At 56.9% G+C, this 19,410-nt stretch carries 24 protein-coding genes and 2 pseudogenes; 24 read left to right on the top strand and 2 right to left on the bottom strand.

Features of this window, described 5'->3' with window-relative positions:
* Positions 1-11: 11 nt before the first annotated feature.
* Positions 12-515, top strand: coding sequence for a single-stranded DNA-binding protein (locus AC2AXP_RS10900; RefSeq protein WP_484381664.1), 504 nt, complete (start codon positions 12-14; stop codon positions 513-515).
* Between the two features lie 121 nt (positions 516-636).
* Here AC2AXP_RS10900 and AC2AXP_RS10895 read toward each other — a convergent pair whose 3' ends face one another.
* Complete coding sequence (locus tag AC2AXP_RS10895; RefSeq protein ID WP_172606254.1) at positions 637-1,002, bottom strand: VOC family protein; 366 nt, start codon at positions 1,000-1,002, stop codon at positions 637-639.
* A gap of 57 nt (positions 1,003-1,059) precedes the next feature.
* On the opposite strand from AC2AXP_RS10895, the gene AC2AXP_RS10890 reads away from it, so the two are divergent.
* The 23 genes and pseudogenes from AC2AXP_RS10890 to AC2AXP_RS10780 form a co-directional block, all read left to right on the top strand.
* Complete coding sequence (locus AC2AXP_RS10890) at positions 1,060-1,776, top strand: helix-turn-helix transcriptional regulator (protein WP_484381663.1); 717 nt, start codon at positions 1,060-1,062, stop codon at positions 1,774-1,776.
* Between the two features lie 346 nt (positions 1,777-2,122).
* Positions 2,123-2,758, top strand: a complete 636-nt coding sequence (pilL2, locus tag AC2AXP_RS10885; RefSeq protein WP_484381662.1) for a PFGI-1 class ICE element type IV pilus protein PilL2 — start codon at positions 2,123-2,125, stop codon at positions 2,756-2,758.
* Positions 2,755-3,510, top strand: a complete 756-nt coding sequence (locus tag AC2AXP_RS10880) for a hypothetical protein (protein ID WP_484381661.1) — start codon at positions 2,755-2,757, stop codon at positions 3,508-3,510. The genes pilL2 and AC2AXP_RS10880 overlap by 4 nt, the downstream gene beginning before the upstream one ends.
* A gap of 10 nt (positions 3,511-3,520) precedes the next feature.
* The gene (locus AC2AXP_RS10875; RefSeq protein WP_484381660.1) at positions 3,521-4,231 is read left to right on the top strand and encodes a TIGR03759 family integrating conjugative element protein; all 711 of its coding nucleotides are present in this window, start codon (positions 3,521-3,523) and stop codon (positions 4,229-4,231) included.
* Positions 4,210-4,887, top strand: a complete 678-nt coding sequence (locus AC2AXP_RS10870) for a transglycosylase SLT domain-containing protein (RefSeq protein WP_484381659.1) — start codon at positions 4,210-4,212, stop codon at positions 4,885-4,887. Before AC2AXP_RS10875 ends, AC2AXP_RS10870 begins: the two co-directional genes overlap by 22 nt.
* 4 nt (positions 4,888-4,891) lie before the next feature.
* Positions 4,892-5,248, top strand: coding sequence for a hypothetical protein (locus tag AC2AXP_RS10865; RefSeq protein WP_484381658.1), 357 nt, complete (start codon positions 4,892-4,894; stop codon positions 5,246-5,248).
* Complete coding sequence (locus AC2AXP_RS10860) at positions 5,235-5,750, top strand: integrating conjugative element protein (protein ID WP_484381657.1); 516 nt, start codon at positions 5,235-5,237, stop codon at positions 5,748-5,750. Before AC2AXP_RS10865 ends, AC2AXP_RS10860 begins: the two co-directional genes overlap by 14 nt.
* Positions 5,747-6,379 carry a restriction endonuclease gene (locus tag AC2AXP_RS10855; protein WP_484381656.1) on the top strand — a complete coding sequence of 211 codons (633 nt, stop codon included), beginning with the start codon at positions 5,747-5,749 and terminating at the stop codon, positions 6,377-6,379. Before AC2AXP_RS10860 ends, AC2AXP_RS10855 begins: the two co-directional genes overlap by 4 nt.
* Positions 6,363-6,938, top strand: coding sequence for a hypothetical protein (locus tag AC2AXP_RS10850; protein ID WP_484381655.1), 576 nt, complete (start codon positions 6,363-6,365; stop codon positions 6,936-6,938). Before AC2AXP_RS10855 ends, AC2AXP_RS10850 begins: the two co-directional genes overlap by 17 nt.
* Positions 6,931-9,042 (top strand): type IV conjugative transfer system coupling protein TraD, encoded by a 2,112-nt coding sequence (gene traD, locus AC2AXP_RS10845; protein ID WP_484381654.1) that lies wholly within the window; start codon positions 6,931-6,933, stop codon positions 9,040-9,042. Before AC2AXP_RS10850 ends, traD begins: the two co-directional genes overlap by 8 nt.
* Positions 9,026-9,784 (top strand): TIGR03747 family integrating conjugative element membrane protein, encoded by a 759-nt coding sequence (locus tag AC2AXP_RS10840; RefSeq protein ID WP_484381653.1) that lies wholly within the window; start codon positions 9,026-9,028, stop codon positions 9,782-9,784. The genes traD and AC2AXP_RS10840 overlap by 17 nt, the downstream gene beginning before the upstream one ends.
* A gap of 111 nt (positions 9,785-9,895) precedes the next feature.
* A complete protein-coding gene (locus AC2AXP_RS10835) occupies positions 9,896-10,141 on the top strand; it encodes a hypothetical protein (RefSeq protein WP_484381652.1) in 246 nt (81 codons plus the stop codon).
* Positions 10,142-10,401: 260 nt separating this feature from the next.
* On the top strand, positions 10,402-10,734 hold the full coding sequence (locus tag AC2AXP_RS10830; RefSeq protein ID WP_151428233.1) for an integrative conjugative element protein, RAQPRD family: 333 nt from the start codon (positions 10,402-10,404) through the stop codon (positions 10,732-10,734).
* The gene (locus AC2AXP_RS10825; RefSeq protein WP_192970597.1) at positions 10,734-10,976 is read left to right on the top strand and encodes a TIGR03758 family integrating conjugative element protein; all 243 of its coding nucleotides are present in this window, start codon (positions 10,734-10,736) and stop codon (positions 10,974-10,976) included. The genes AC2AXP_RS10830 and AC2AXP_RS10825 overlap by 1 nt, the downstream gene beginning before the upstream one ends.
* 64 nt (positions 10,977-11,040) lie before the next feature.
* Complete coding sequence (locus tag AC2AXP_RS10820) at positions 11,041-11,406, top strand: TIGR03745 family integrating conjugative element membrane protein (RefSeq protein WP_151428235.1); 366 nt, start codon at positions 11,041-11,043, stop codon at positions 11,404-11,406.
* An 11-nt stretch (positions 11,407-11,417) separates the two neighbouring features.
* On the top strand, positions 11,418-11,783 hold the full coding sequence (locus AC2AXP_RS10815; protein WP_203067160.1) for a TIGR03750 family conjugal transfer protein: 366 nt from the start codon (positions 11,418-11,420) through the stop codon (positions 11,781-11,783).
* Entirely contained in the window at positions 11,780-12,451 is a 672-nt protein-coding gene (locus AC2AXP_RS10810) for a PFL_4703 family integrating conjugative element protein (protein ID WP_430299916.1), read from the top strand. The genes AC2AXP_RS10815 and AC2AXP_RS10810 overlap by 4 nt, the downstream gene beginning before the upstream one ends.
* The gene (locus AC2AXP_RS10805) at positions 12,448-13,356 is read left to right on the top strand and encodes a TIGR03749 family integrating conjugative element protein (RefSeq protein ID WP_484381651.1); all 909 of its coding nucleotides are present in this window, start codon (positions 12,448-12,450) and stop codon (positions 13,354-13,356) included. Before AC2AXP_RS10810 ends, AC2AXP_RS10805 begins: the two co-directional genes overlap by 4 nt.
* Complete coding sequence (locus AC2AXP_RS10800) at positions 13,349-14,848, top strand: TIGR03752 family integrating conjugative element protein (RefSeq protein ID WP_484381650.1); 1,500 nt, start codon at positions 13,349-13,351, stop codon at positions 14,846-14,848. Before AC2AXP_RS10805 ends, AC2AXP_RS10800 begins: the two co-directional genes overlap by 8 nt.
* Before the next feature lie 14 nt (positions 14,849-14,862).
* Positions 14,863-15,276: a TIGR03751 family conjugal transfer lipoprotein gene (locus AC2AXP_RS10795; RefSeq protein ID WP_484381710.1), complete on the top strand. Its 414-nt coding sequence runs from the start codon at positions 14,863-14,865 to the stop codon at positions 15,274-15,276.
* Positions 15,276-18,128: a conjugative transfer ATPase gene (locus tag AC2AXP_RS10790; protein WP_484381649.1), complete on the top strand. Its 2,853-nt coding sequence runs from the start codon at positions 15,276-15,278 to the stop codon at positions 18,126-18,128. Before AC2AXP_RS10795 ends, AC2AXP_RS10790 begins: the two co-directional genes overlap by 1 nt.
* On the top strand, positions 18,125-18,514 hold the full coding sequence (locus AC2AXP_RS10785; RefSeq protein ID WP_484381648.1) for an acetyltransferase: 390 nt from the start codon (positions 18,125-18,127) through the stop codon (positions 18,512-18,514). The genes AC2AXP_RS10790 and AC2AXP_RS10785 overlap by 4 nt, the downstream gene beginning before the upstream one ends.
* A gap of 545 nt (positions 18,515-19,059) precedes the next feature.
* Positions 19,060-19,251: pseudogene (locus tag AC2AXP_RS10780) on the top strand (AAA family ATPase); the annotation flags it as partial.
* Between the two features lie 38 nt (positions 19,252-19,289).
* On the opposite strand, the pseudogene AC2AXP_RS10775 reads toward AC2AXP_RS10780, so the two are convergent.
* Positions 19,290-19,410 (bottom strand): annotated as a pseudogene (locus tag AC2AXP_RS10775) (IS3 family transposase); the annotation flags it as partial.

Genomic DNA, 19,410 nt, shown 5'->3' with positions numbered 1-19,410 from the left:
AGGATTCGATTATGGCGTCTCGCGGCGTAAACAAAGTGATTCTTGTCGGTTATCTGGGCCAGGATCCAGAAATCCGTTACATGCCTTCCGGTGGTCCAGTGGCTACGTTGTCACTCGCAACCTCCGAAAGCTGGCGTGATAAACAATCCGGTGAACAGAAAGAGAAGACCGAATGGCACCGTGTGGTGTTGTTCGGGAAACTCGCTGAAATAGCCGGCGAATATCTGCGTAAAGGTTCGCAGGTCTATATTGAGGGGCAACTTCAGACACGTAAGTGGACTGACTCGGACGGTGTTGACCGTTACTCCACTGAAGTGGTGGTCAATGTCAGTGGGTCAATGCAAATGCTGGGCGGTCGCTCTTCGGATAATGCCTCTGGTCAACGCGGACAAAGCAATTGGGGCAAGCCTCAACAGCCAACCCACAGCGGCACACCGCCTAAACAGCCTCAAGCGCAGGCACAGTCTCGCGGGAATGAATCCCCGATGGACTTTGACGATGACATACCGTTCTGAGATTGACCTAAGAATAGACTGTTAATTATTTACACGTAACCCCCTGTTATTACAGGGGGTGTTTTTTCTGAACTCGGAGGGAAGTGACAAGTTTAAATTGAATATCTGTGGGCTTGGCACATTAATCTGGTATACATACCCGGATACGATGTCCATCAGGGTCAAGCGCGACAAATGTTTTGCCAAAAACTGCCTGTTTAGGCTCCTGCTCAATCTGAACGCCGTCTCTTACCCATCGCTGATAAAGTGCATCTACTGCCTGGATATCTTTAACCATGAAACTAAGCTCTGTTCGGTTCCCCTCTCCGCAAGATGCAAAATCACGTGCTGTCGTTGACCATAATCCGAGATTGAAACCATTTTCAAAAGAAAAGGCCGCCCAGGTAGGGAGCATTACGTCAGGCTCTTTATCAAATAACTTTTTATAAAACTCACAGCTGACAGGTGGGTTTGCTACATATAGGATTAACAGATTAGGTATCATCATATGCGTGTCTCCTTTAGCTTGATGAGACATCAGTATGGCAGGGAGCAGTGACAAAACATGTCAGCATCAGGACCTAAGCGAGCCGAGCGCTTACTCAATCTTTTGCAAATACTGTATCAGCATCGCTATCCGATAAGCGGTCATAAACTGGCTGAAGAGCTTTCAATCAGTCTTCGTTCGCTTTATCGTGACATTGCAGCCTTGCGTGCCCAAGGAGCAGATATTCAGGGAGAAGCAGGTTCGGGATACATTCTTTCTGGAGGCTATCTTTTACCACCAGTTATGTATACTCCCGAGCAGCTCGATGCATTGGCTCTCGGTTTACGTTGGGTAGCTATTTTTGGCGATGCAGATATTGCAAAAGCTGCTTCAGAAGTAACAGGTAAGGTCATGCAGGGGTTGCCACCCCAGTTGCAGGCACTTTTTGAAAACTCGACGTTGTTGGTTGGAAGAGCAGACCCTGTAAACAAAGACCAACATCACATAGCACTTCTTCGGAGTGCCATTAGGGGAAGATTAAAGGTTCGCACAAGCTATACAGATCGTTTGGGGAATCAGAGCGAAAGAATTATCTGGCCTTTCGCTTTAGGATACTTATCTGGCGAGATTATTCTCGCGGCCTGGTGTGAAAATCGTAAGGACTTTCGTCACTTCAACGTGGCGAAATTAAAAGACTTTGAAATCATAAATGAATGTTATCCCTATTCCAGAAATAGGCTGCTTTGTATGTGGCGTAATGCGGGTTTGGATACTATCGTAACGCTACCCGAGTAAAACTAAACTCCAACGCGATGGTCAATTACGGCAAGGAAGATACCTCTGAAATACAAAAACGCCTGACGTTGTTAAAGGCGGAGCTTTCAGAGTTACGAGCTCGAACAGGCATCATCGGTGTTCCGTTTGATATCCGGGACGTTAACCTGTTTGTTATCGAACGCGGCATTGATGTGACTGCAGAGATAGACCTGACAGAACGATAATGAATGCCGGTGTGGTGAAACAGTGATGCAGACCTTCGGGTCTGCATTTTTTTTATTTTCAATAAAGAGTTGTTAATTGAGAGGGAGGGGCGGTAACCGCACAGTGGCACCTGTTTAGTCACTGTACAGGAACCTCCCGGATGAAAAAAACACTTGTAGTCACCGCCCTGGCAACCGTCATCCTGACGGGCTGCACCACACAACAACCTCTGCAGCAGCGTGATGCATCACTGGTCACACCGCCTGTCACCGTCACCCGTAATGTCCAGCCTGTTTCCCAGGATGCGTATGGCCAGGCACCGGAAGTTGTGCGCTATGACCGTTACCTGCTGGTCAGCACCGATCCGGCCGCTGTCCAGCGCGACCCGCTTTCTCAAATCATCGATATCCGCATTCCGGCTTCCGTCAAACCGACGGTGGCCGATGCGCTGCGTTACTCACTGCGCCAGTCCGGTTACACCCTGTGTGCGACCGGGCCGGCCAATGGCGTGTTGTATCGCCAGGCACTGCCGGCGGTGCAGTACCAGCTGGGGCCGATGCGTTTGCGCACCGCGCTGCAGGTACTGGCGGGGCCAGCATGGCAGCTTGAAGTTGACGATGTGCAGCGCGTTGTCTGCCACAGCCTGCGGGACGGTTACCAGTTGCCGGCCTCTCAGCTGCCACCGTCGCCGACGCCACGTGTCTATCAGTCTGCGCCGGCCGCAGAACCTGCAGGCACGATGGCGCCGCCGGCAATTAAACCTGTGTCTTCAACCGGAGGATGGCTGAAAAAATGACCGAGCATAACGAAGAAATGATCCCGATGACGCCGGCCAAAAAAGGATTGCTGCGTAGAAAGGCCTTTTGGCTGGTGACGGGCGGGGTGGTGGTTGTTCTGATTATCGGCATGGTGGGTGTCGGCGCCGTCAAACACGTTGACCAGCGTATTGCCCAGCTGGAGACGGCGCAAAAAGCGCTGGCCCCTCAGGATGACATGACCTCGATGGCGGATGTGGTACAGGCGCATGCCAAACAGCTTAAAGCCCTGACAGTACGTCTGAACACACTCAACGACGAGATGACGGGACTCCGGGGCACTAACAGGCTTCCCGAAAAGCTTGAGCAGCAGCTGCAGGCGCAGCAGGTTGAACTCAATGCACTCAAAGACAGCCTTGAGGCGCTGAAAAAGTCAGTGGCAACGGCGCCGGCAGAAATCACCGCCCCTGCCGGCAAACCTTCTGTTTCCGTCCCGGCCGCGCCTTCGGCAACGGCAAAAATCACCCCAAAGCACAAACCTACGCCGATTAAATCTGCCCCGCGTAAAGCGGTACGCCGTGTGGCGCGTAAAGCGCCATTCGTGCTGACCGGGGTGGAGCAGCGTGGGACAGCGGCCTTTGCGGCCGTGGCGCCGCAGGGATTCAGTGACCTCTCACAGGTTCGGCTGATTGGCGAGGGGGAGTCTGTTGCGGACTGGACGTTGGTCAGTGCCGGTCATGGCCAGGCGACATTCCGTGTCAACGGTCGCCTGCAGACCGTCAGTGCGCAATAAGGAGTATCCGATGAAATTGAAATACAGCCTGTTCGCCCTGGTGCTACTGAGCTCGTTATCACAGGCGGCACAGCAGACGGCTATCGAGAACAGTCAGTCCACCCTGAGCCAGCTGCAGCAAAGTCAGGCCAACAAGCTGGCCGGACAGGGCAAGCAGTGGGGGCTGAGCGGTGAAGAGTACCAGCGTTACGAGCAACTCATGGACGGGCCGCGCGGGACACAGTCCCCGGGGCTCGATCCGCTGACGGCGCTCGGCATCGAGGCCAAAAGCGATGCCGAGCGTAAGAAATACGCGGAGCAGTGGGTGCGTCAGGAGTTTGCCCGCACGGAGAAAGAGCTGAAGTTTCAGCGTGAGGTGGATGCGGCCTGGCAGCGCCTGGGTGTGCTGCCGGTCAACATGGGAAATGCGGCCGGTATCGCGCATGACAGCGGTGGCCGTCTGGCGTTGTTCGTAAAGGGCAAGGACTGCGGCCAGTGCGATGCGCGTCTGGCTGCGGTGCTGGCTGACAACCGTCCGGTTGACATTTACCTGGTCGACAGCAAAGGGGATGACGACGTGCTGCGTAGCTGGGCGAAGGCGCATCATATCCCGGCTGACAAGGTCCGTGCTCGCCAGATCACGCTCAATCACGATGGCGGCCGCTGGATGAAATTCGGCAACGGCCTGATGCCGGTCGTGCTGCAACAGGGGAAAGACGGATGGACTATCGCCGCGTTTTGACCGCAGGCCTGCTGCAGGCCACGTTGTTGTTTGCGCATGCCGCTGCTGCGCAGGACGTGCCGCAGGGCTACCGCGAGGTAGCAATGCGCCACGGTGTGCCGCCGGAGTCGCTCTACTCGGTAGCCCTGACCGAGACCTCGATGTCACCGAAAGGCATTATTTCGGTGACCCGTGGTGCCGGTCCGGCGCCGGATGTTGAACGTCCGTGGCCATGGACAATTAACGTCGCCGGCAAAGGCTACCGTTATGCCACCCGACTGCAGGCGTGGGAAGCGCTACAGGACTTCCTGAAGAAATACCCGCGCAAGCGCATCGATGTCGGTATTGCCCAGGTCAACCTGGGCTGGAATGGCCATCACTTTACTTCGACCTGGGAAGCCTTCGAACCCTATACCAACCTGAACGCCGCGGCGGCCATCCTGCGAGAGTGCTACAACCGCAAGCCCGGCAGCTGGCTGGCGGCGGCTGGTTGTTATCACCACCCTGCCGGCGGCGCCCCCGCCGCGCGTTATAAATCCATCGTGAGAACCAAACTGGCGCGCCTCAATAGCAGCGGTACCCAAGCGACGCCAGTGGTTTCCCGCCATACCCCTGACCCGACGCCGGTAGCGACGCAGACTGCAGCGCTGACGTGGGTTGAGCCGAGGAGTCAATAAGCTGATGACCAATAAGCAACTGGAAGACCTGAAAGAACATCTGCCGGCAGCGCTGGCAACGTGGCAACAGTCCAAAGGCAGCAAAGTCACTGTGGGCTGGCTGCATGTGGCTAACCCTGAGGTTATCGCAGCGCTGCTAACTGAACTGGAAAAAGCACTGCAGCTCATTAAGGAGGCGGAAATCAGAGGTGTAGAAAAGTTGTCGGCGGCATTTAAATCCTGGTCTGGCGACAGCACTCATCGCGATTACGAAGCACAGCGACACTGGGCTACTGCAAGCGAAGAAGCGTTGTCATTTGCTGATGAGCTTCGCAATGGGGCTAATGTTGAACGGGAAGGGGGGCATTATGAAGAATGTTAATTTTCTACTGTTCGGTCTGTGCCTGGTGACCTCCACGGCGTTGGCGAATCTTAACGTGATTGCCGATGTTGGCGGCGAGGACGCTTCCCCCTATTTTGAAGGCATTAACGCCCAGGGCGAAACGCCGCCATCACCCTCCGGCCAGCCCAATGTTGGTGACGCTCAGGCCACTATGTTGCCTGTGTCTACGCCAGAGCTTTCGCCCGGTAACGTGGCAGACAGACCGCTCCAGCTGCCGGGGATTGGCGCTCTTTTTATTGTGGGCGATGACGACGCCAGCCGCAGTTGGCTGCAGGCAAATGCCGAAGGGCTCAAGTCGCGCCATGCTGCAGGCCTGGTTGTGAACGTCAGCAATCTGCCGGCCCTGCAGTCGTTGCAGGCGCAGGTTCCCGGCGTAGCGATGGCGCCGGCTTCCGGCAGTGAACTGGCGCGCCGACTGCAACTGTCAAACTACCCGGTCCTCATCACCGATACCGGCCTGTCTCAGCAGGTCACGCCATGATGTCTCCGGGGCATCTCGGTGCCGCACTGATGGCGAGTCCATTGCTGGCTGTCTTGCTTATCGGGCTGTTTATTGTGGTGATGGCCACGCTTAACCTGCGTGGCCGTGAGTCGGCCTCCGCACGGCGCCACCGGCGTTACCGTGCGACGGCCGCCCGTGTTCTGCAGCGATTGCCCCAGTTGGGGGGTGATGGCCAGCGCTTGATGTACCTGCGCAAAATCAATCCCTACGTCTTTGAAGAACTACTGCTCCTGGCGTTTGAACGTCAGGGGTATGCGGTTATCCGCAACAGCGCTTACAGCGGTGACGGTGGCCTGGACGGTCAGGTCATCATCGGCGACCAAAAGTACCTCATCCAGGCCAAGCGTTACGGCCGAGCCATCACGCCGTCCCATATCAAGAGTTTTGGTGCGCTGCTGCGGCATCACCACTGTCAGGGCTTTTTCATTCATACCGGCCGTACCGGCCAGGTGAGCCGTGCCTTGCTGCAGAACCATCCTCACGTTCATCTGGTCAGCGGCCAGAAGCTGAAGCTGCTGGCGCTGCTTGCCGGCAATGCGCAGTGGCTGTCTTTTCTGCCGGAAAATACGGTAATCAAACGGAGTACCTCCAATGTTTCATCAGTCTAATTATGTTGTTGTGGCAATTCGCTTTCTGTCTGCGGCTCTCAGGGTCTTGTTGGTCTGGCCGGGCGTTGTGCTGGCTCTTATAGGTTTCATGTTTTTTGTCTCAACGATCGGTGATTCAGGTGGGCAGATGGCTGCTTCACGCATGGCCAACATTGCGCAAAATTACCGTGTAGCTCCTGCAGGGATGGTGATGGTACATACGTGCCCACATTCGGATGATCCTGTATGGGATATCACCCCAGGTTCGGCGGCGGCGCCGGTACTAAAACGGGACTGTAAACCTCATCCGGAGACGTTTGTTGATTTCGCCAAGCAAGAGCGGCGTATCATTCTCTGGATCGGGAGTGTGCTTATCGTCCTTGGCATGTTGGTTGAACTGTTTTATTTGCTGTACCGTCGGCGCCAGATGACTCTGAACGTTGTTTACGGAAGTATCAATGCAAGAGGTGAGTATCGTGCTGTGACCTACCTCGGTGAAGCCAATACTGATGAATGTCGCCGCTCTCCATCACGTGATGGCGGAGTGACCGGGTATAATAAGGATGGCCGCAATGAGTAACCGGCATGTGATGGAGGCGTTGCTGCGCCCGGCGGTAGAGCTCAATACGGCGATTGTATCAGGGGCCGCCGCTGTGGTCTGTGCTGTCGCGCCCTGGTCGGTAGCGCTGGCGCCCGAGGTGAGCTATGTCACCGCCGGCAGTTTTGCGGTGTTGGCTGCCATACGCGCCCGTCAGGGCATGCAGGTGATCCGCTATCGCCGTAACCTGCGCCAGCTACCGCGGTATGTCATGACCAGTGCCGAAATCCCGGTCAGCCGGCAACGGCTGTTCCTGGGGAAGGGCTTCCGTTGGCAGCAAAAACATACCCAGCGTCTGATGGATACGCGCCGGCCGGAAGTGGAAAAATATGTCCAGCCCTCCAGGGCTTACCAGATGGCGCGCCGTCTTGAACTGCAGACCGAGTACAGTATGCCCTGGCTGTCCCAGCTGCTGCGCAAGGACTCCCCGCTTAATCCGGTGCGGCCGCTACCGCCGGTGGGCGGTAACCCGGCCATTCATGGCATTGAACCGAAAGAGGTTGATGTCTCGATGGCGTTGGCCGAGCGGGTTGGCCACAAACTGGTTCTGGGCACTACCCGTGTCGGCAAGACACGCCTGGCAGAGTTGCTGATCACCCAGGATATTCGCCGCGGTGACATCACCATCGTGTTTGACCCGAAAGGCGATGCTGACCTGCTGCGCCGGGTGTGGGCCGAAGCGCACCGCGCCGGCCGTGGTGACGAGCTGTATATTTTCCATCTTGGCTGGCCGGATATCTCGGCTCGATACAACGCCGTCGGCCGCTTCGAACGCGTCTCCGAAGTGGCGGGGCGTATCTCCGGGCAACTGAGCGGCGAGGGCAACAGTGCCGCGTTTCGTGAGTTTGCCTGGCGTTTTGTGAACATCGTGGCCCGCGCCCTGGTGGCATTGGGACAGCGTCCTGATTACACCCTCATTACCCGCTATGTGAACAACATCAGCGAGCTGTATGAGACCTATGCGAAAAAGGTCATTGAAGAGCGGATGCCGGCGCTGCAGCAGCAAATCGACAATAACCTGTCGGTGCTGACGGAAGAGGATGTGCCGCGCAATATGCAGGGGCAACCGAACGCGGTCAAAATATTCGCGGTTGAAATGGCCCTGAGCTCGGAAGCCGGCAAGCAGCTGTACGATCCTATCCTGGATGGTCTGCGCAGTGCGGTTCGCTATGACCGTACGTATTTCGACAAAATCGTCGCTTCTCTGCTGCCGCTGCTGGAAAAACTGACCACCGGCAAGACTGCGGAGCTGCTGGCGCCAGATTACATGGACATGAGTGACCCGCGGCCGGTGTTTGACTGGGAGCAGGTCATTCGTAAGCGGGGCGTTGTCTATATCGGTCTGGATGCATTGTCAGATGGTGTGGTTGCCTCTGCCGTCGGCAACAGCATGTTCGCCGACCTGGTCTCGGTTGCCGGCCATATCTACAAGCATGGCATGCACGGCGGGTTGCCGACCTGGGCTGACGGCAAGCTGCCGATCAACCTGCACTGTGACGAGTTCAACGAGCTGATGGGTGATGAGTTCATTCCGCTGATCAACAAGGGTGGTGGTGCCGGCATGCAGGTGACGGCCTACACGCAAACCGAATCCGACATCGAGGCGCGCATCGGAAGTACCGCCAAAGCGGCTCAGGTCACGGGTAACTTCAATACGCTCGTCATGTTGCGGGTGCGCGAGAACCGCACCGCGCAGCTGCTGACCTCACAACTGCCGGAAGTGGATGTCTACACCAAAACCCTGGTGTCCGGGCATGCTGACACGGCTGACGTTGAGAAGGGGCAGGACTTCACGTCCAGTACCCAGGATCGTGTCGGCACCGTCAAAGTCCCGCTGCTGAAAGAGGCGGACGTGATTAACCTGCCAAAAGGACAGGCGTTCGCGCTGCTGGAAGGCGGCCAGCTGTGGAAAATCCGTATGCCGCTGCCGAGCGGCGATGGTGATGATGCCATGATGCCGGCGAACCTGCAGAAGATCGCCGAGGAGATGCAGCGTAACTACCGCACCAGTGAGTCCTGGTGGTCAGCAAGCACCGTGATGCCGGATGTGGTCACTCAAGGAGGATTAAATGGCGCAGGCGGATAATACACAGCCACGGCAGGCGGCTGAACCCCGTAAGCACGGGCTGCTTTATAACCTGCTGTGGGGCTGGCCCTGGATGTTGATAGGGATGTTTTTCGCGTCCCTGTTCGTGAGCCTGGTGATTGAATATGTCGGGATGGCGTTCTTCTGGCCGGAGCTGGGTGCCTCGCACAGTGAAGCGGTGATGAACACCGAGCTGGGTTACCTGTCCTCTGAGTTTACCCGCAGCTTGCTGCTGTCTGAACCGTCGGTAACGGTCACTCACTGGATCATGGTGGCCTACCAGTGGGCGTTTGTGGACAGCGGGTTTCTAAGCTGGATACAGCGGGCGTATGAGACGCAAACGCATAGCCAGAATGCTATCGCCAGGGAGCTGAACAGCTGGAGTGGCGCCCTGGCCGGCATGCTCAAGGAATATCTGATGGCCACGGTGTATGTGACGGTGATTACCCTGGTACGCGTGACCATTCTGGTGCTGTCCATTCCGCTGTTTATCCTGGTGGTGCTGGTCGCACTGACCGAGGGGCTGGGGCGGCGTGATATTCGTCGGTATGGCGCCGGTTACGAGTCCAGCTTTGTCTACCACCACGCCAAAAGATTGGTCAAGCCGGCGGTGTATATCCCCTGCATGTTGTATCTCTCCTGGCCAACGGCGGTATACCCGAATCTGCTGCTGTTGCCGGCAGCGATTCTACTGGGTATCGCAGTGACAGTTACAACGGCTTCTTTCAAAAAATACCTCTGATTCCACATCGAGCTGGACGGCGGCGTGCAAAACTTGCTTTTGTGCGTCGCCGTCAGCAGACAAGCCGCTGTGCGGCGCGGCAGTCTTTCTCAGACCAAGGAGTTATCCATTATGACGAACAGTAAAAACCAGGCATTACTGAATATGAACAGCGCCACCTTGCAAAATATACTGTCTCCCAATGAACAGATCGCCGAGATGCATTTTGTGATGCGTGACCAATATCACCAATTTAACCTGCCATTGGAGACCCTACTGTTGTGTCTGCAGGAGGCGGAACGGGAAGGGGGGGGTCCACCGTTGCCTGCTGACTGGTGGCTGATCTTGCAGGCGGCTTATCCTGCTTTGCGGGAATGACTGAGGGGCCGAGGATATGGCTGCAACGGCACTTACTTTCCAACTAATGCCGTTGGGATCAAAGAAACAACGTTGATAGGAAAGGCCGTCACCTGTTGTGGCCGCCTTTTCGTATTTTACCTCACGTAACTGTTTCCCTTACTTGTTCAACTCCCTCCAAAGTGGATAAAAATTATCAAATTTTCATAAAGAGTTATCCGCTGACCTGACCCCTTGTATCCCTCACCCTGACAGCACCCTAAATCACCAAGGAGTGCTGCATGCGTATCCCCGTAGTTACCCGAGGACTGGGCGCCGGCTGTTTGCTGGGGCTGTCATTCCTCACCGCATTGCCTGCCTGTGCCGCCGAAAAAGATGAGCTGGCTTCTGCCCAGCGCATGTTGATCCAGGTACAGGCGGCGCTTGAGCGCGCACGGGTTGCGGCCGTCCAGGCCGACCCCGCCGAGCGTGGTCGTTTCTTTTTCGACTATCGCCGCGCCACCTCTGACCTCAACACCATCAATGCCGGCATCGACCGATATCTGGAGCCGTCACGTGCACAACCCCGTGATGGCGGCTCTGTGGCGGGCAATTACCGGCGGGAGCGTCCCTGATGGCCATGACCGGCGCCCAGGAACAGGCCTTCAATGCGGCCAGCGGCGGCGTTGAAATCAACGTCATGTCTCTGGTCTGCATCGGTGGGTTGTTGGCGGTGCTGTTTGTCTGGGCTGCCTGGGCCTGGATTGATGTTTACGAGGGCTGGAGGAACGAAAAAGTCCCCACCAAAGCGCTGATCCGCTTCGTCCTCAAAACCGTTCTGTTGCTGGTCGTCGTTATGTGGATGTTCGCCAGTTGATGCTGGCAGGGCGTTGAACCCATTACTCGTTGTTATTTTCACACTGCAATTTAAGGAACACATTATGAATGCGGTAGTTCGTCTTTTCCGTCACTTCTCCACGCGCATTGCGGTGGCGACATCTCTGGCCGTTGCGGCCAATCAACCCGCACAGGCTGCCTTACCTGCAGTGGAGCCGCCGTCGTCCGGTGGTGGCGGCGGTCTGATGGATACCATCAAAGGTTACATTCAGGACGGGATTGTCCTGGTGGGTCTGGTGCTGGCCGCCGTCGCATTTATCGTGGTCGCCAATGCTGCCGTTTCAACGTTCCACGAGGTACGGGAAGGGAAGGCGGTCTGGGGTAAATTCGCTGCCATCATCGTGGTTGGCGTGGTGTTGGTCGTGGCCGTGATTTGGCTGGTCGGCAAATCCGCTGAAATCCTGTTCTAGGGGCGTTCGCCATGCAGACTATCCGATTTTTGCCCGATCGTCTTAATGCTGAACCCGTCGTATTCCGGGGATTTACTACCCCGGAGATGGTGCTGGGTGCAGCAATTGGCGTGGGTCTGGGTCTGCTTGTGTCGCTGCCGTTTCTGCTTATTGCCGGTTGGGTGGTGATCCCCACCGGCATGCTGCTCACCCCGCTGGCGGTTCTTTGGTTTGGTGGCAGCCGGCTGACGCGCCTCAAGCGCGGCAAGCCGGAGAATTATATCTGGCAGCGGCTTGAGCTGCGTAAACGTCGTATGGGGTGGAGTAGTCCCACCCTCATCATCGACTCACAGGGCTGGTCACTGCGACGCAGCCGAGCAGTCAAGAGGTCAACATGAGCCGTTTTCGTCATGCGGTAAAAAACCGTGACCAGCACATCATGACGCTGCGTGCAGCATGCGGAGTGCTGGTTGTGTTTCTCCTGGTCGCCATCATTGGCTGGATGCGCGCGCCATCCAACCTGACCATCCATAATCCGCCGGATCTGCGCAGCGGTTCGACCCGCGCCTGGTGGGAAGTCCCGCCCAGCACGGTCTACAGCTTCGGTTTCTATATTTTTCAGCAACTGAATGCCTGGCCTAAAAATGGTGAGGTGGATTATCCGGCCAAAATCAATGCGCTTTCTCCTTACCTGACGCCGTCGTGCCAGCGCTTCCTTAATGCGGACGCCAAAAAACGCAGCGAGTCCGGCGAGCTGGCCGGCCGTACACGCGTGGTGTTTGAAATCCCGGACCATGGTTACAACGCCCGTTACAACCAGAATCCGGTCGACATCAAAGGACGGGATAACTGGGTGGTCCGTCTGGATCTGGTGGCCGATGAGACGTTTGCTGGCGAACCGGTAAAACGCGCCCTGACCCGTTATCCGCTGAAAGTGGTGCGGTCGGAAGGGGATCCAGAGCGCAATGAATTTGGTCTGGCGCTGGATTGTTACGACAGTATGCCGCAGCGCCTGGCGGCGGCACCGCCAGCGCCGGCGCCTGAGAAAAAAGGAGTCTTCCAATGATGAAAGCTCGCGTATTGGCGCTTTCTCTGAACGTGTTGACACTGTCAACACTGGTTTCTGCGTCAGGTGTGCAGGCCGAGGAACTGATGAAGTGGGAGCGTATCCCGTTGCAGATCCCGCTGGCGGTCGGTAAAGAGCGCGTGCTGTTTGCCGATAAAAATGTCCGTGTCGGCTTCCCGCCGGCACTGAACGGCAAGCTGCGGGTGCAAAGCAGCGGCGGGGCGGTGTATCTGAAAGCCGACAGCGCATTCCCGCAGACCCGCCTGCAGCTGCAGGACGTGGAGAACGGGGAGGTCATCCTGCTTGACGTCATGGCGTCCGATAAAGGCTCTGCCGAACCGGTACGCATCGTTTACAGCGGTGATGTCTCTTCGGTCAGCAGCAGTCACGACAAGGCGGCCTCTGCGGAGGGTGGCAGTGCCTCGCCAGGTCAGGATGACGGCAGCCAGGCGAAGCGCAAGAAGGTGAAATACAACGCGCCGTTGCCGGTGGTGCTGACGCGTTACGCAGCGCAGAGCCTGTATGGCCCGGTGCGTACCGTCGAAGCCGTACCCGGCATTCATCCGGTTAATCCGCACTTGCCCACACGCATCACCACGCTGTACCCGTCCGAGCCGGTCTCCGTCACCCCGCTGGGTGGCTGGAGTATCGGCAGCCGCAATGTGGTAGCGCTGAAAGTGAAAAATACGGCGAGCCGTAAAATAACGCTCGATCCGCGGGTATTGCAGGGGCAGTTTGTTACGGCGACGTTCCAGCATCGGTACCTGGGACCGGTTGGCACACCGGAAGACACCACCACGCTGTACCTGGTGACCGCCGGTCGCCCGGATGGGGCATTTGTCGCCGAGCCGTCCGTGGTGCGCAAGGCCGTGAAAGCGGCGAAGAAGGGGGCGAACCATGGCTGATGTGAAATCCAATATGCTGCCGAAAGTGATCGTGGTCGGCGTGCTGGCGGCGGCGGTGCTTGTCGGTCTTAAGGCCTGCAGTGGTAACAAGGCTGCAGAGAAGCCGCAGCAGGCGCAGAACGTGCTGGCCAATATGTCGCCGGAGGAGCTTCGCGCGCTGGGGGTTGAAGGGGATACCCCGGAAGACACGCTGCGTACCCTGGTCGGCACGCTGCGCACCACGCGGGCGCAGCAGGCCGAACTGCAGAAAAACATCGATAACGTGCTGAAGGAAAACGAGGCCCTGCGCAAACGCAACAGCAACGTCTCCGGCCAGGTGAATGAAGCGGTGGCCGGTTTTCAGAAACAGGCTCAGCAACGTCAGCAGCAGCTGCAGGAGCAGCAACAGACGCTGATGGGGCGTATCCAGTCACTGACAGACCAGTTGGCCAGCAACAAGGACAAGGCGAAAAGCGACAGCGACATGCCGCTGGGGTTGGGTCTGGACGGCATGGGCGCCGCCGGCGGCAGCGCCACGGCCGGCGATGACGGCCTGATGTGGGTTGGCCCGAAGGACCAGAAAGAAGTGGATCCGCGTAATCCGAACAGTGCCAAAGACGGCCCGCAGTTCCCGACGTCGTTCTTGTCGGACAACGCCATCACGCGTCAAAAAGCCAAATATGAACAGCAGGTGAAGGGGCACACCAACGAAAAAGGCGAGGAAGAAGGCGCCGAGCCGGTGTTTACCCTGCCGGAGAACTCCACGCTGGTCGGCAGCCGCGCGATGACGGCGCTGCTTGGCCGCGTGCCGATCAATGGCACGGTGACCGACCCGTACCCGTTCAAGCTGATGATCGGCAAAGACAACCTGACTGCCAACGGCATCGAGCTGCCGGACGTGGAAGGGGCGATTGTCTCAGGTACCGCCAGCGGCGACTGGACGCTGTCGTGCGTGCGTGGCCAGGTCAACAGCATCACGTTCGTGTTTGCTGACGGTACGGTACGTACCCTGCCGCACCCTGACACCAACATGAAAGCCAACAGCAATAACAACAGCGGCAACAACGGGAAGGATGTCAGCACTACTGCTGGTATCGGCTGGATCTCCGATGACAGCGGCATTCCGTGCATCGGCGGTGAACGCAAGTCGAATGCCTCCACCTATCTGCCGACCATTGCCGCCTTGTCGGCTGCCAGCGCGGCCGGTGAGGGTATCAGCCAGGGGCAGTACACCACGCAGAATAACGTCAATGGCATTACGTCGACCATGACCGGTAATGCTGGCCAGGCGGTACTGGGCAAGGCGCTGTCCGGCGGGATGAAAGAGACGGCAGATTGGGTCCGTGAGCGTTACGGCATGATGTTCGATGCCATCTATGTACCACCGGGTCAGACGCTGGCCGTGCATATCACCCGCCAGCTGGCGATCGACTTTGAAACCAAAGGACGCAAGGTGCGTTATGACGACTTCAGCCTGCCGGGCGAAGGCGGTGGCGCCGGCGGTCTGGACTAAGAGAGGAAACCATGATGAAGACAATCCGATCAGCCCTGGTCATGTTGGTGATTGGCGCCGCCCTGTCCGGCTGCTCCACGTCAAAGGAAGAGATGCTGCCGCCGGGTGACAGTTCGATGCTTGAACTCTGGCAGGGGAAAGACGGCGGTGGCTCAGCACGCAACGCCGTGGCGGCCAGGGACAGCCTGCGCCGCCCGCTGACGGAAAGCGAGAGCCAGGCCAGTGTGGCTGACGATCGCAGCTACAGCCGCACGCAAGAAAGTGAAATCAGTCAGCAGTTTCCGCGCCTGCCGAATCCCGATCTGGTGATGTACGTTTTCCCGCACCTGGCCGACGGTAACACGCCGGTACCGGGGTACAGCACCGTTTTCCCGTTTTACAGCCAGGTGCAATACGCGATGCCGGGTGAACGGACGGAGGCCTACTGATGCGATTTTCCCTGTTTGATAAAAAGCGTCTGACGCGCAAAAAAGCGGTGGCGCCGGCGGAGGCTGAAGCACTGACCATCACGGAAGATGGTGCGCCGCTGTCGGTGGCCGGCCGCGAAGCGCTGACCCGGCCGGGCAAGATGACGGTCCAGGACGAGAAAAAGATTTACGATGCGAATCCGTCCATCATTGATTATTTGCCCTGGGCAGAGTTTCTGGATCATGAGCAGTGCATCCTGCTTGATGATGGTGTGTCTGTCGGTGCGGTTTATGAAGTCACCCCGGTGGCCACGGAGGGGCGCACCACTGACCATTTGGAGAAGATGCGTGACACGGTGGAAGATGCGCTGCAGGACTCGTTTGATGAACATGATCAGAACCCCTGGGTGGTGCAGTTTTTCTGCCAGGATGAAGACAATGTTGATGCGTATCTGAGCCGCTTGCGTGGCTATATCAAGCCGCATGCCCGGGGCTCACAATTGACCGAGTCCTGGCTGCAGGAAACCGAGCGGCACCTGCGCGGTATCGCGCGGCCGGAGGGGCTGTTCAAGGATACCCTCATCACCGACCAGCCCTGGCGTGGTCAGCAGCGTCGTACCCGCATGGTGGTGTATCGCTGGATTGGTAAAGGCAATACCGACCCGATGCCGCCGGTAGCCATGCTGAACCAGACTTGTGAACGGCTCACCGGCGCTCTGAACGGGGCCGGTGTGGTTTGCGTACGACAAAATGGTGGGCAGGTGCATGACTGGATGCTGCGCCACTTCAACCCGAACCCGGAGTGGGTGGATAAAAATACGCTGTACCGTGATGCGGCCTATTTCGACCGCCGGGATACGCCAGAAGGCACGATGCCGGTGCAAAACGATTTTGCCGAAACATTGTGGTTTACGCCGCCGGTGTCCGATCCGGACCACGGTGTCTGGTGGTTTGATAACCAGGCGCACTGCGCCATTCCCGTCGAGAAGCTGCGTCGCGCGCCGGAGCCCGGGACCATTACCGGGGAAATGAAGCGCGGTGAGAAGAAAATCAATGCGCTGATGGATATGTTCCCGGAGGGGACGATGGTCTGCATGACTATCGTGGCGCAGCCCCAGGACACGCTGGAAAACGACTTTAACAAGCTGTCGAAAAATGCCGTCGGTGAGAATACCGAGTCCGGTCGCGTGCGTCAGGATGTGGCGCAGGTTAAGGAATACCTGGGCAACCGCCACAAACTTTACCGCGCCGGCATTACCTTTTTGCTGCGCGCCGGCGACCTGACGGCGCTTAACCACAAACGCGTGGAACTGACGAACGTGCTGCTCGGTGCCGGCCTGCAGCCGGTGCGGCCGGAGTTTGATGTGGCGCCGCTCAATACCTACCTGCGCGCGCTGCCGATGTGTTTTAACCCGGAGACAGACAAAAAACACTGGTACACCCGCCTGACCTTTGTGCAGCACCTGGCGGGCCTGTTGCCGGTTACCGGCCGGGAAACCGGTACCGGCCACCCCGGTCTGAGCTTTTTTAACCGCGGGGGGGACCTGCTGACGGTCGATCCGTTAAATAAGGATGATCGCAGCCAGAATGCCCATATGTTGTTTTTTGGCCCTACCGGGGCCGGCAAGTCTGCAACACTCTGTGCGGCGACGACGCAGGTCATGGCGGTACACAGGCCGCGTCTGTTCATTGCCGAGGCCGGCAACTCGTTTGGCCTGCAGGCGGACTATTTTGAAAGCCAGGGTCTGACGGTCAATAAAATCAGCATCAAGCCTGGCAGCGGCGTGCCGCTGCCGCCGTTCTCGTTTGCGCACAAGCTGATTGAGGAGCTCAGTTCACTGGAGCTGGACGAGAGCGAGCTGCGCGATATCGATGCCGATGATGAGGATGAGGATAAACGCGATTACCTGGGCGAGATGGAAATCTCGGCGCGCATGATGATCACTGGCGGCGATCCGAAGGAAGAGGCCGAGCTCAAACGGGCCGACCGGGCGATGATCCGCGAAGCGCTCCTGATGGCCGCACAGACCGCCTACGATGAGCAGCGTCAGATGTTGCCGTCCGATCTGCAGAGCGCGCTGTATGACATCTCCAATGATACGAGCAACGAAAAACGTAACCCGCAGCGCCGGGCAAAAGCGGCGGAAATGGCCGAGGCGCTGGGCATGTTCACCCAGCCTGGCTCCTTCGAGGCCGATTTGTTCAACCGTGAAGGCTCGCTGTGGCCAGAAGCGGATGTAACGCTGATTGACCTGGGGCATCTGGCGCGTGAGGGGTATGAAGCACAGATGGCCCTGACGATGGTGAGCCTGACCAACACCATCAACAACATTGCCGAACGTGACCAATACTCGGAGCGGGATATCGTCTTTGTGGTCGATGAAGCGCATATTGTGACGGTCAACCCACTGCTGTCGCCATACATGACCAAAATCGTCAAGATGTGGCGTAAGCTCGGTGCCTGGCTGTGGCTGGCCACGCAGAACCTGAAAGACTTCCCCGACATCGCCGAAAAAATGTTGAACATGGCGGAGTGGTGGGTCTGTCTGACCATGCCGCCAGAGGAGGTCAGCGACATTGCTCGTTTCAAAGCCCTGACCGAGGAGCAAAAAGCGGTGCTGCTGTCGGCCAGTAAGCTGTCCAGGTGTTACACCGAGGGGGTTATTCTGTCGAAAAAGGTGGAAGCGTTGTTCCGGGCCGTGCCGCCAAGCCTCTACCTGGCACTGGGGATGACCGAGAAAGAAGAGAAGGCCGAGCGCCGCGCGCTGATGCAGGAATTTGGCTGCAGCGAGCTCGAGGCGGCCCGAAAGGTGGCACAAAAGCTTGACCGCCAGCGTGGCCTGGCGGCTAACGGGGAGGCAGCGGTAGCATGATGACGCTGAAATACACGGAACCTGTTATTCGACCGCATGGCCAGGTCTGTCGTGAACCGTCGTTGTTCACCCTTCCTCCGCAGGGGGTGGCCACATTAAGCGAAACGGATGCGCTGGCGCTCAAGGCGTTTTGTTCGGCTATCCGCGAACGGTTGTTGGGGCCGGTTGTTCTTACTGCCCATCCGCATCGTATAGGGCGTCATAGCAGCGTGGCGCTTCAGTTGGAGAGTCGGCTGGGGCATTACATTAATGTGCTGATCACGGTAACGGGAAGTACATTGTGGCCCCAGCCGGAAGAGTATGATCATCCTCGCTGGTATGTCACCGTACCGGATGCGGCAGATATCGTTTATTTGCTGCTGCATCTGGGAGATATACTTCGATAAATACAATGGAACTGAGCTTAAATTACGTCCCTTTACAGTGGGTGATGTTTTAATACCCTTGATTACGGGTGTTTGTCTGGTCTGATGGTGTTGTTTTTTTAAATTTAGTGAGGCATGGGATAGGGTAATTAAACCCTCCAGATAAGTATTACATCCAGCGTCTTTTTCTTGAGTGCTGACTGACAGCATAGGCCACGGCCTCTTTTAAGAAACCATGCCTCCATCCTTCAATACCAGTGATGATGCCTATTCATGGTGGGGGGGCTTAACCTGTTTATACAGTATCGTCATCCCATTTCATAATGGGCAGGTGTTGATGATACCCATGTAATTAATGGTGTATAGGTGTCATCCTCATCTTTACTTAGCAGGCTCTATCATGAAGCTGTGGCGAGCACATCTTTCTCTCTTATGTATATTATCTGTTTATGTACATTCATTTTATGACATTGCAAAATAAGTTGTACGTTATATTTTGTTGTATACAGTGACAATAGGGTTTATGCGCCATTGATGTGCAAGGGATCCATTTTTAGGGGAAAACAATGAAACGCGATTACGGTAGTGTATGTACCATAGCTCTCAGAGCAAGCGCGTTACTTCAGGCTATGAGCCGGGATGTTGAGGTACAGAGGAAAGAATTTAATCTGACCGAGTATCATCAGACATATACTCGAAATTCTGTGGCAAAATTACCAAAGTTGAGCCGTCGCATCGTTGAATTGGCCGTAAAAAAATGGAAGAATGATCCTACCCACGTAATGTGGACACGGCCCTAAGCGAGGTTTTGGTTTTCAAACTGTTCCGGGCTAAGACCGCACAGGCACTGTGACGACGCCAGCGATTGTAATCGCACTCGATATAATTAAACACTGCCGTTCGCATTATTTCCCGGC

The sequence above is a fragment of the Serratia sp. Sp408 genome (assembly GCF_057180665.1).
Note: the sequence above shows the minus strand (reverse complement) of the source record. Positions and strands in the feature narration are given on the sequence as shown.

Bases quoted from the DNA above. Each gene is read 5' to 3' on its own strand.
- AC2AXP_RS10900 (WP_484381664.1), top strand. From the start codon at position 12: ATGGCGTCTCGCGGCGTAAACAAAGTGATTCTTGTCGGTTATCTGGGC.
- AC2AXP_RS10895 (WP_172606254.1), bottom strand. From the start codon at position 1,002: ATGATGATACCTAATCTGTTAATCCTATATGTAGCAAACCCACCTGTC.
- AC2AXP_RS10890 (WP_484381663.1), top strand. From the start codon at position 1,060: ATGTCAGCATCAGGACCTAAGCGAGCCGAGCGCTTACTCAATCTTTTG.
- pilL2 (WP_484381662.1), top strand. From the start codon at position 2,123: ATGAAAAAAACACTTGTAGTCACCGCCCTGGCAACCGTCATCCTGACG.
- AC2AXP_RS10880 (WP_484381661.1), top strand. From the start codon at position 2,755: ATGACCGAGCATAACGAAGAAATGATCCCGATGACGCCGGCCAAAAAA.
- AC2AXP_RS10875 (WP_484381660.1), top strand. From the start codon at position 3,521: ATGAAATTGAAATACAGCCTGTTCGCCCTGGTGCTACTGAGCTCGTTA.
- AC2AXP_RS10870 (WP_484381659.1), top strand. From the start codon at position 4,210: ATGGACTATCGCCGCGTTTTGACCGCAGGCCTGCTGCAGGCCACGTTG.
- AC2AXP_RS10865 (WP_484381658.1), top strand. From the start codon at position 4,892: ATGACCAATAAGCAACTGGAAGACCTGAAAGAACATCTGCCGGCAGCG.
- AC2AXP_RS10860 (WP_484381657.1), top strand. From the start codon at position 5,235: ATGAAGAATGTTAATTTTCTACTGTTCGGTCTGTGCCTGGTGACCTCC.
- AC2AXP_RS10855 (WP_484381656.1), top strand. From the start codon at position 5,747: ATGATGTCTCCGGGGCATCTCGGTGCCGCACTGATGGCGAGTCCATTG.
- AC2AXP_RS10850 (WP_484381655.1), top strand. From the start codon at position 6,363: ATGTTTCATCAGTCTAATTATGTTGTTGTGGCAATTCGCTTTCTGTCT.
- traD (WP_484381654.1), top strand. From the start codon at position 6,931: ATGAGTAACCGGCATGTGATGGAGGCGTTGCTGCGCCCGGCGGTAGAG.
- AC2AXP_RS10840 (WP_484381653.1), top strand. From the start codon at position 9,026: ATGGCGCAGGCGGATAATACACAGCCACGGCAGGCGGCTGAACCCCGT.
- AC2AXP_RS10835 (WP_484381652.1), top strand. From the start codon at position 9,896: ATGACGAACAGTAAAAACCAGGCATTACTGAATATGAACAGCGCCACC.
- AC2AXP_RS10830 (WP_151428233.1), top strand. From the start codon at position 10,402: ATGCGTATCCCCGTAGTTACCCGAGGACTGGGCGCCGGCTGTTTGCTG.
- AC2AXP_RS10825 (WP_192970597.1), top strand. From the start codon at position 10,734: ATGGCCATGACCGGCGCCCAGGAACAGGCCTTCAATGCGGCCAGCGGC.
- AC2AXP_RS10820 (WP_151428235.1), top strand. From the start codon at position 11,041: ATGAATGCGGTAGTTCGTCTTTTCCGTCACTTCTCCACGCGCATTGCG.
- AC2AXP_RS10815 (WP_203067160.1), top strand. From the start codon at position 11,418: ATGCAGACTATCCGATTTTTGCCCGATCGTCTTAATGCTGAACCCGTC.
- AC2AXP_RS10810 (WP_430299916.1), top strand. From the start codon at position 11,780: ATGAGCCGTTTTCGTCATGCGGTAAAAAACCGTGACCAGCACATCATG.
- AC2AXP_RS10805 (WP_484381651.1), top strand. From the start codon at position 12,448: ATGATGAAAGCTCGCGTATTGGCGCTTTCTCTGAACGTGTTGACACTG.
- AC2AXP_RS10800 (WP_484381650.1), top strand. From the start codon at position 13,349: ATGGCTGATGTGAAATCCAATATGCTGCCGAAAGTGATCGTGGTCGGC.
- AC2AXP_RS10795 (WP_484381710.1), top strand. From the start codon at position 14,863: ATGAAGACAATCCGATCAGCCCTGGTCATGTTGGTGATTGGCGCCGCC.
- AC2AXP_RS10790 (WP_484381649.1), top strand. From the start codon at position 15,276: ATGCGATTTTCCCTGTTTGATAAAAAGCGTCTGACGCGCAAAAAAGCG.
- AC2AXP_RS10785 (WP_484381648.1), top strand. From the start codon at position 18,125: ATGATGACGCTGAAATACACGGAACCTGTTATTCGACCGCATGGCCAG.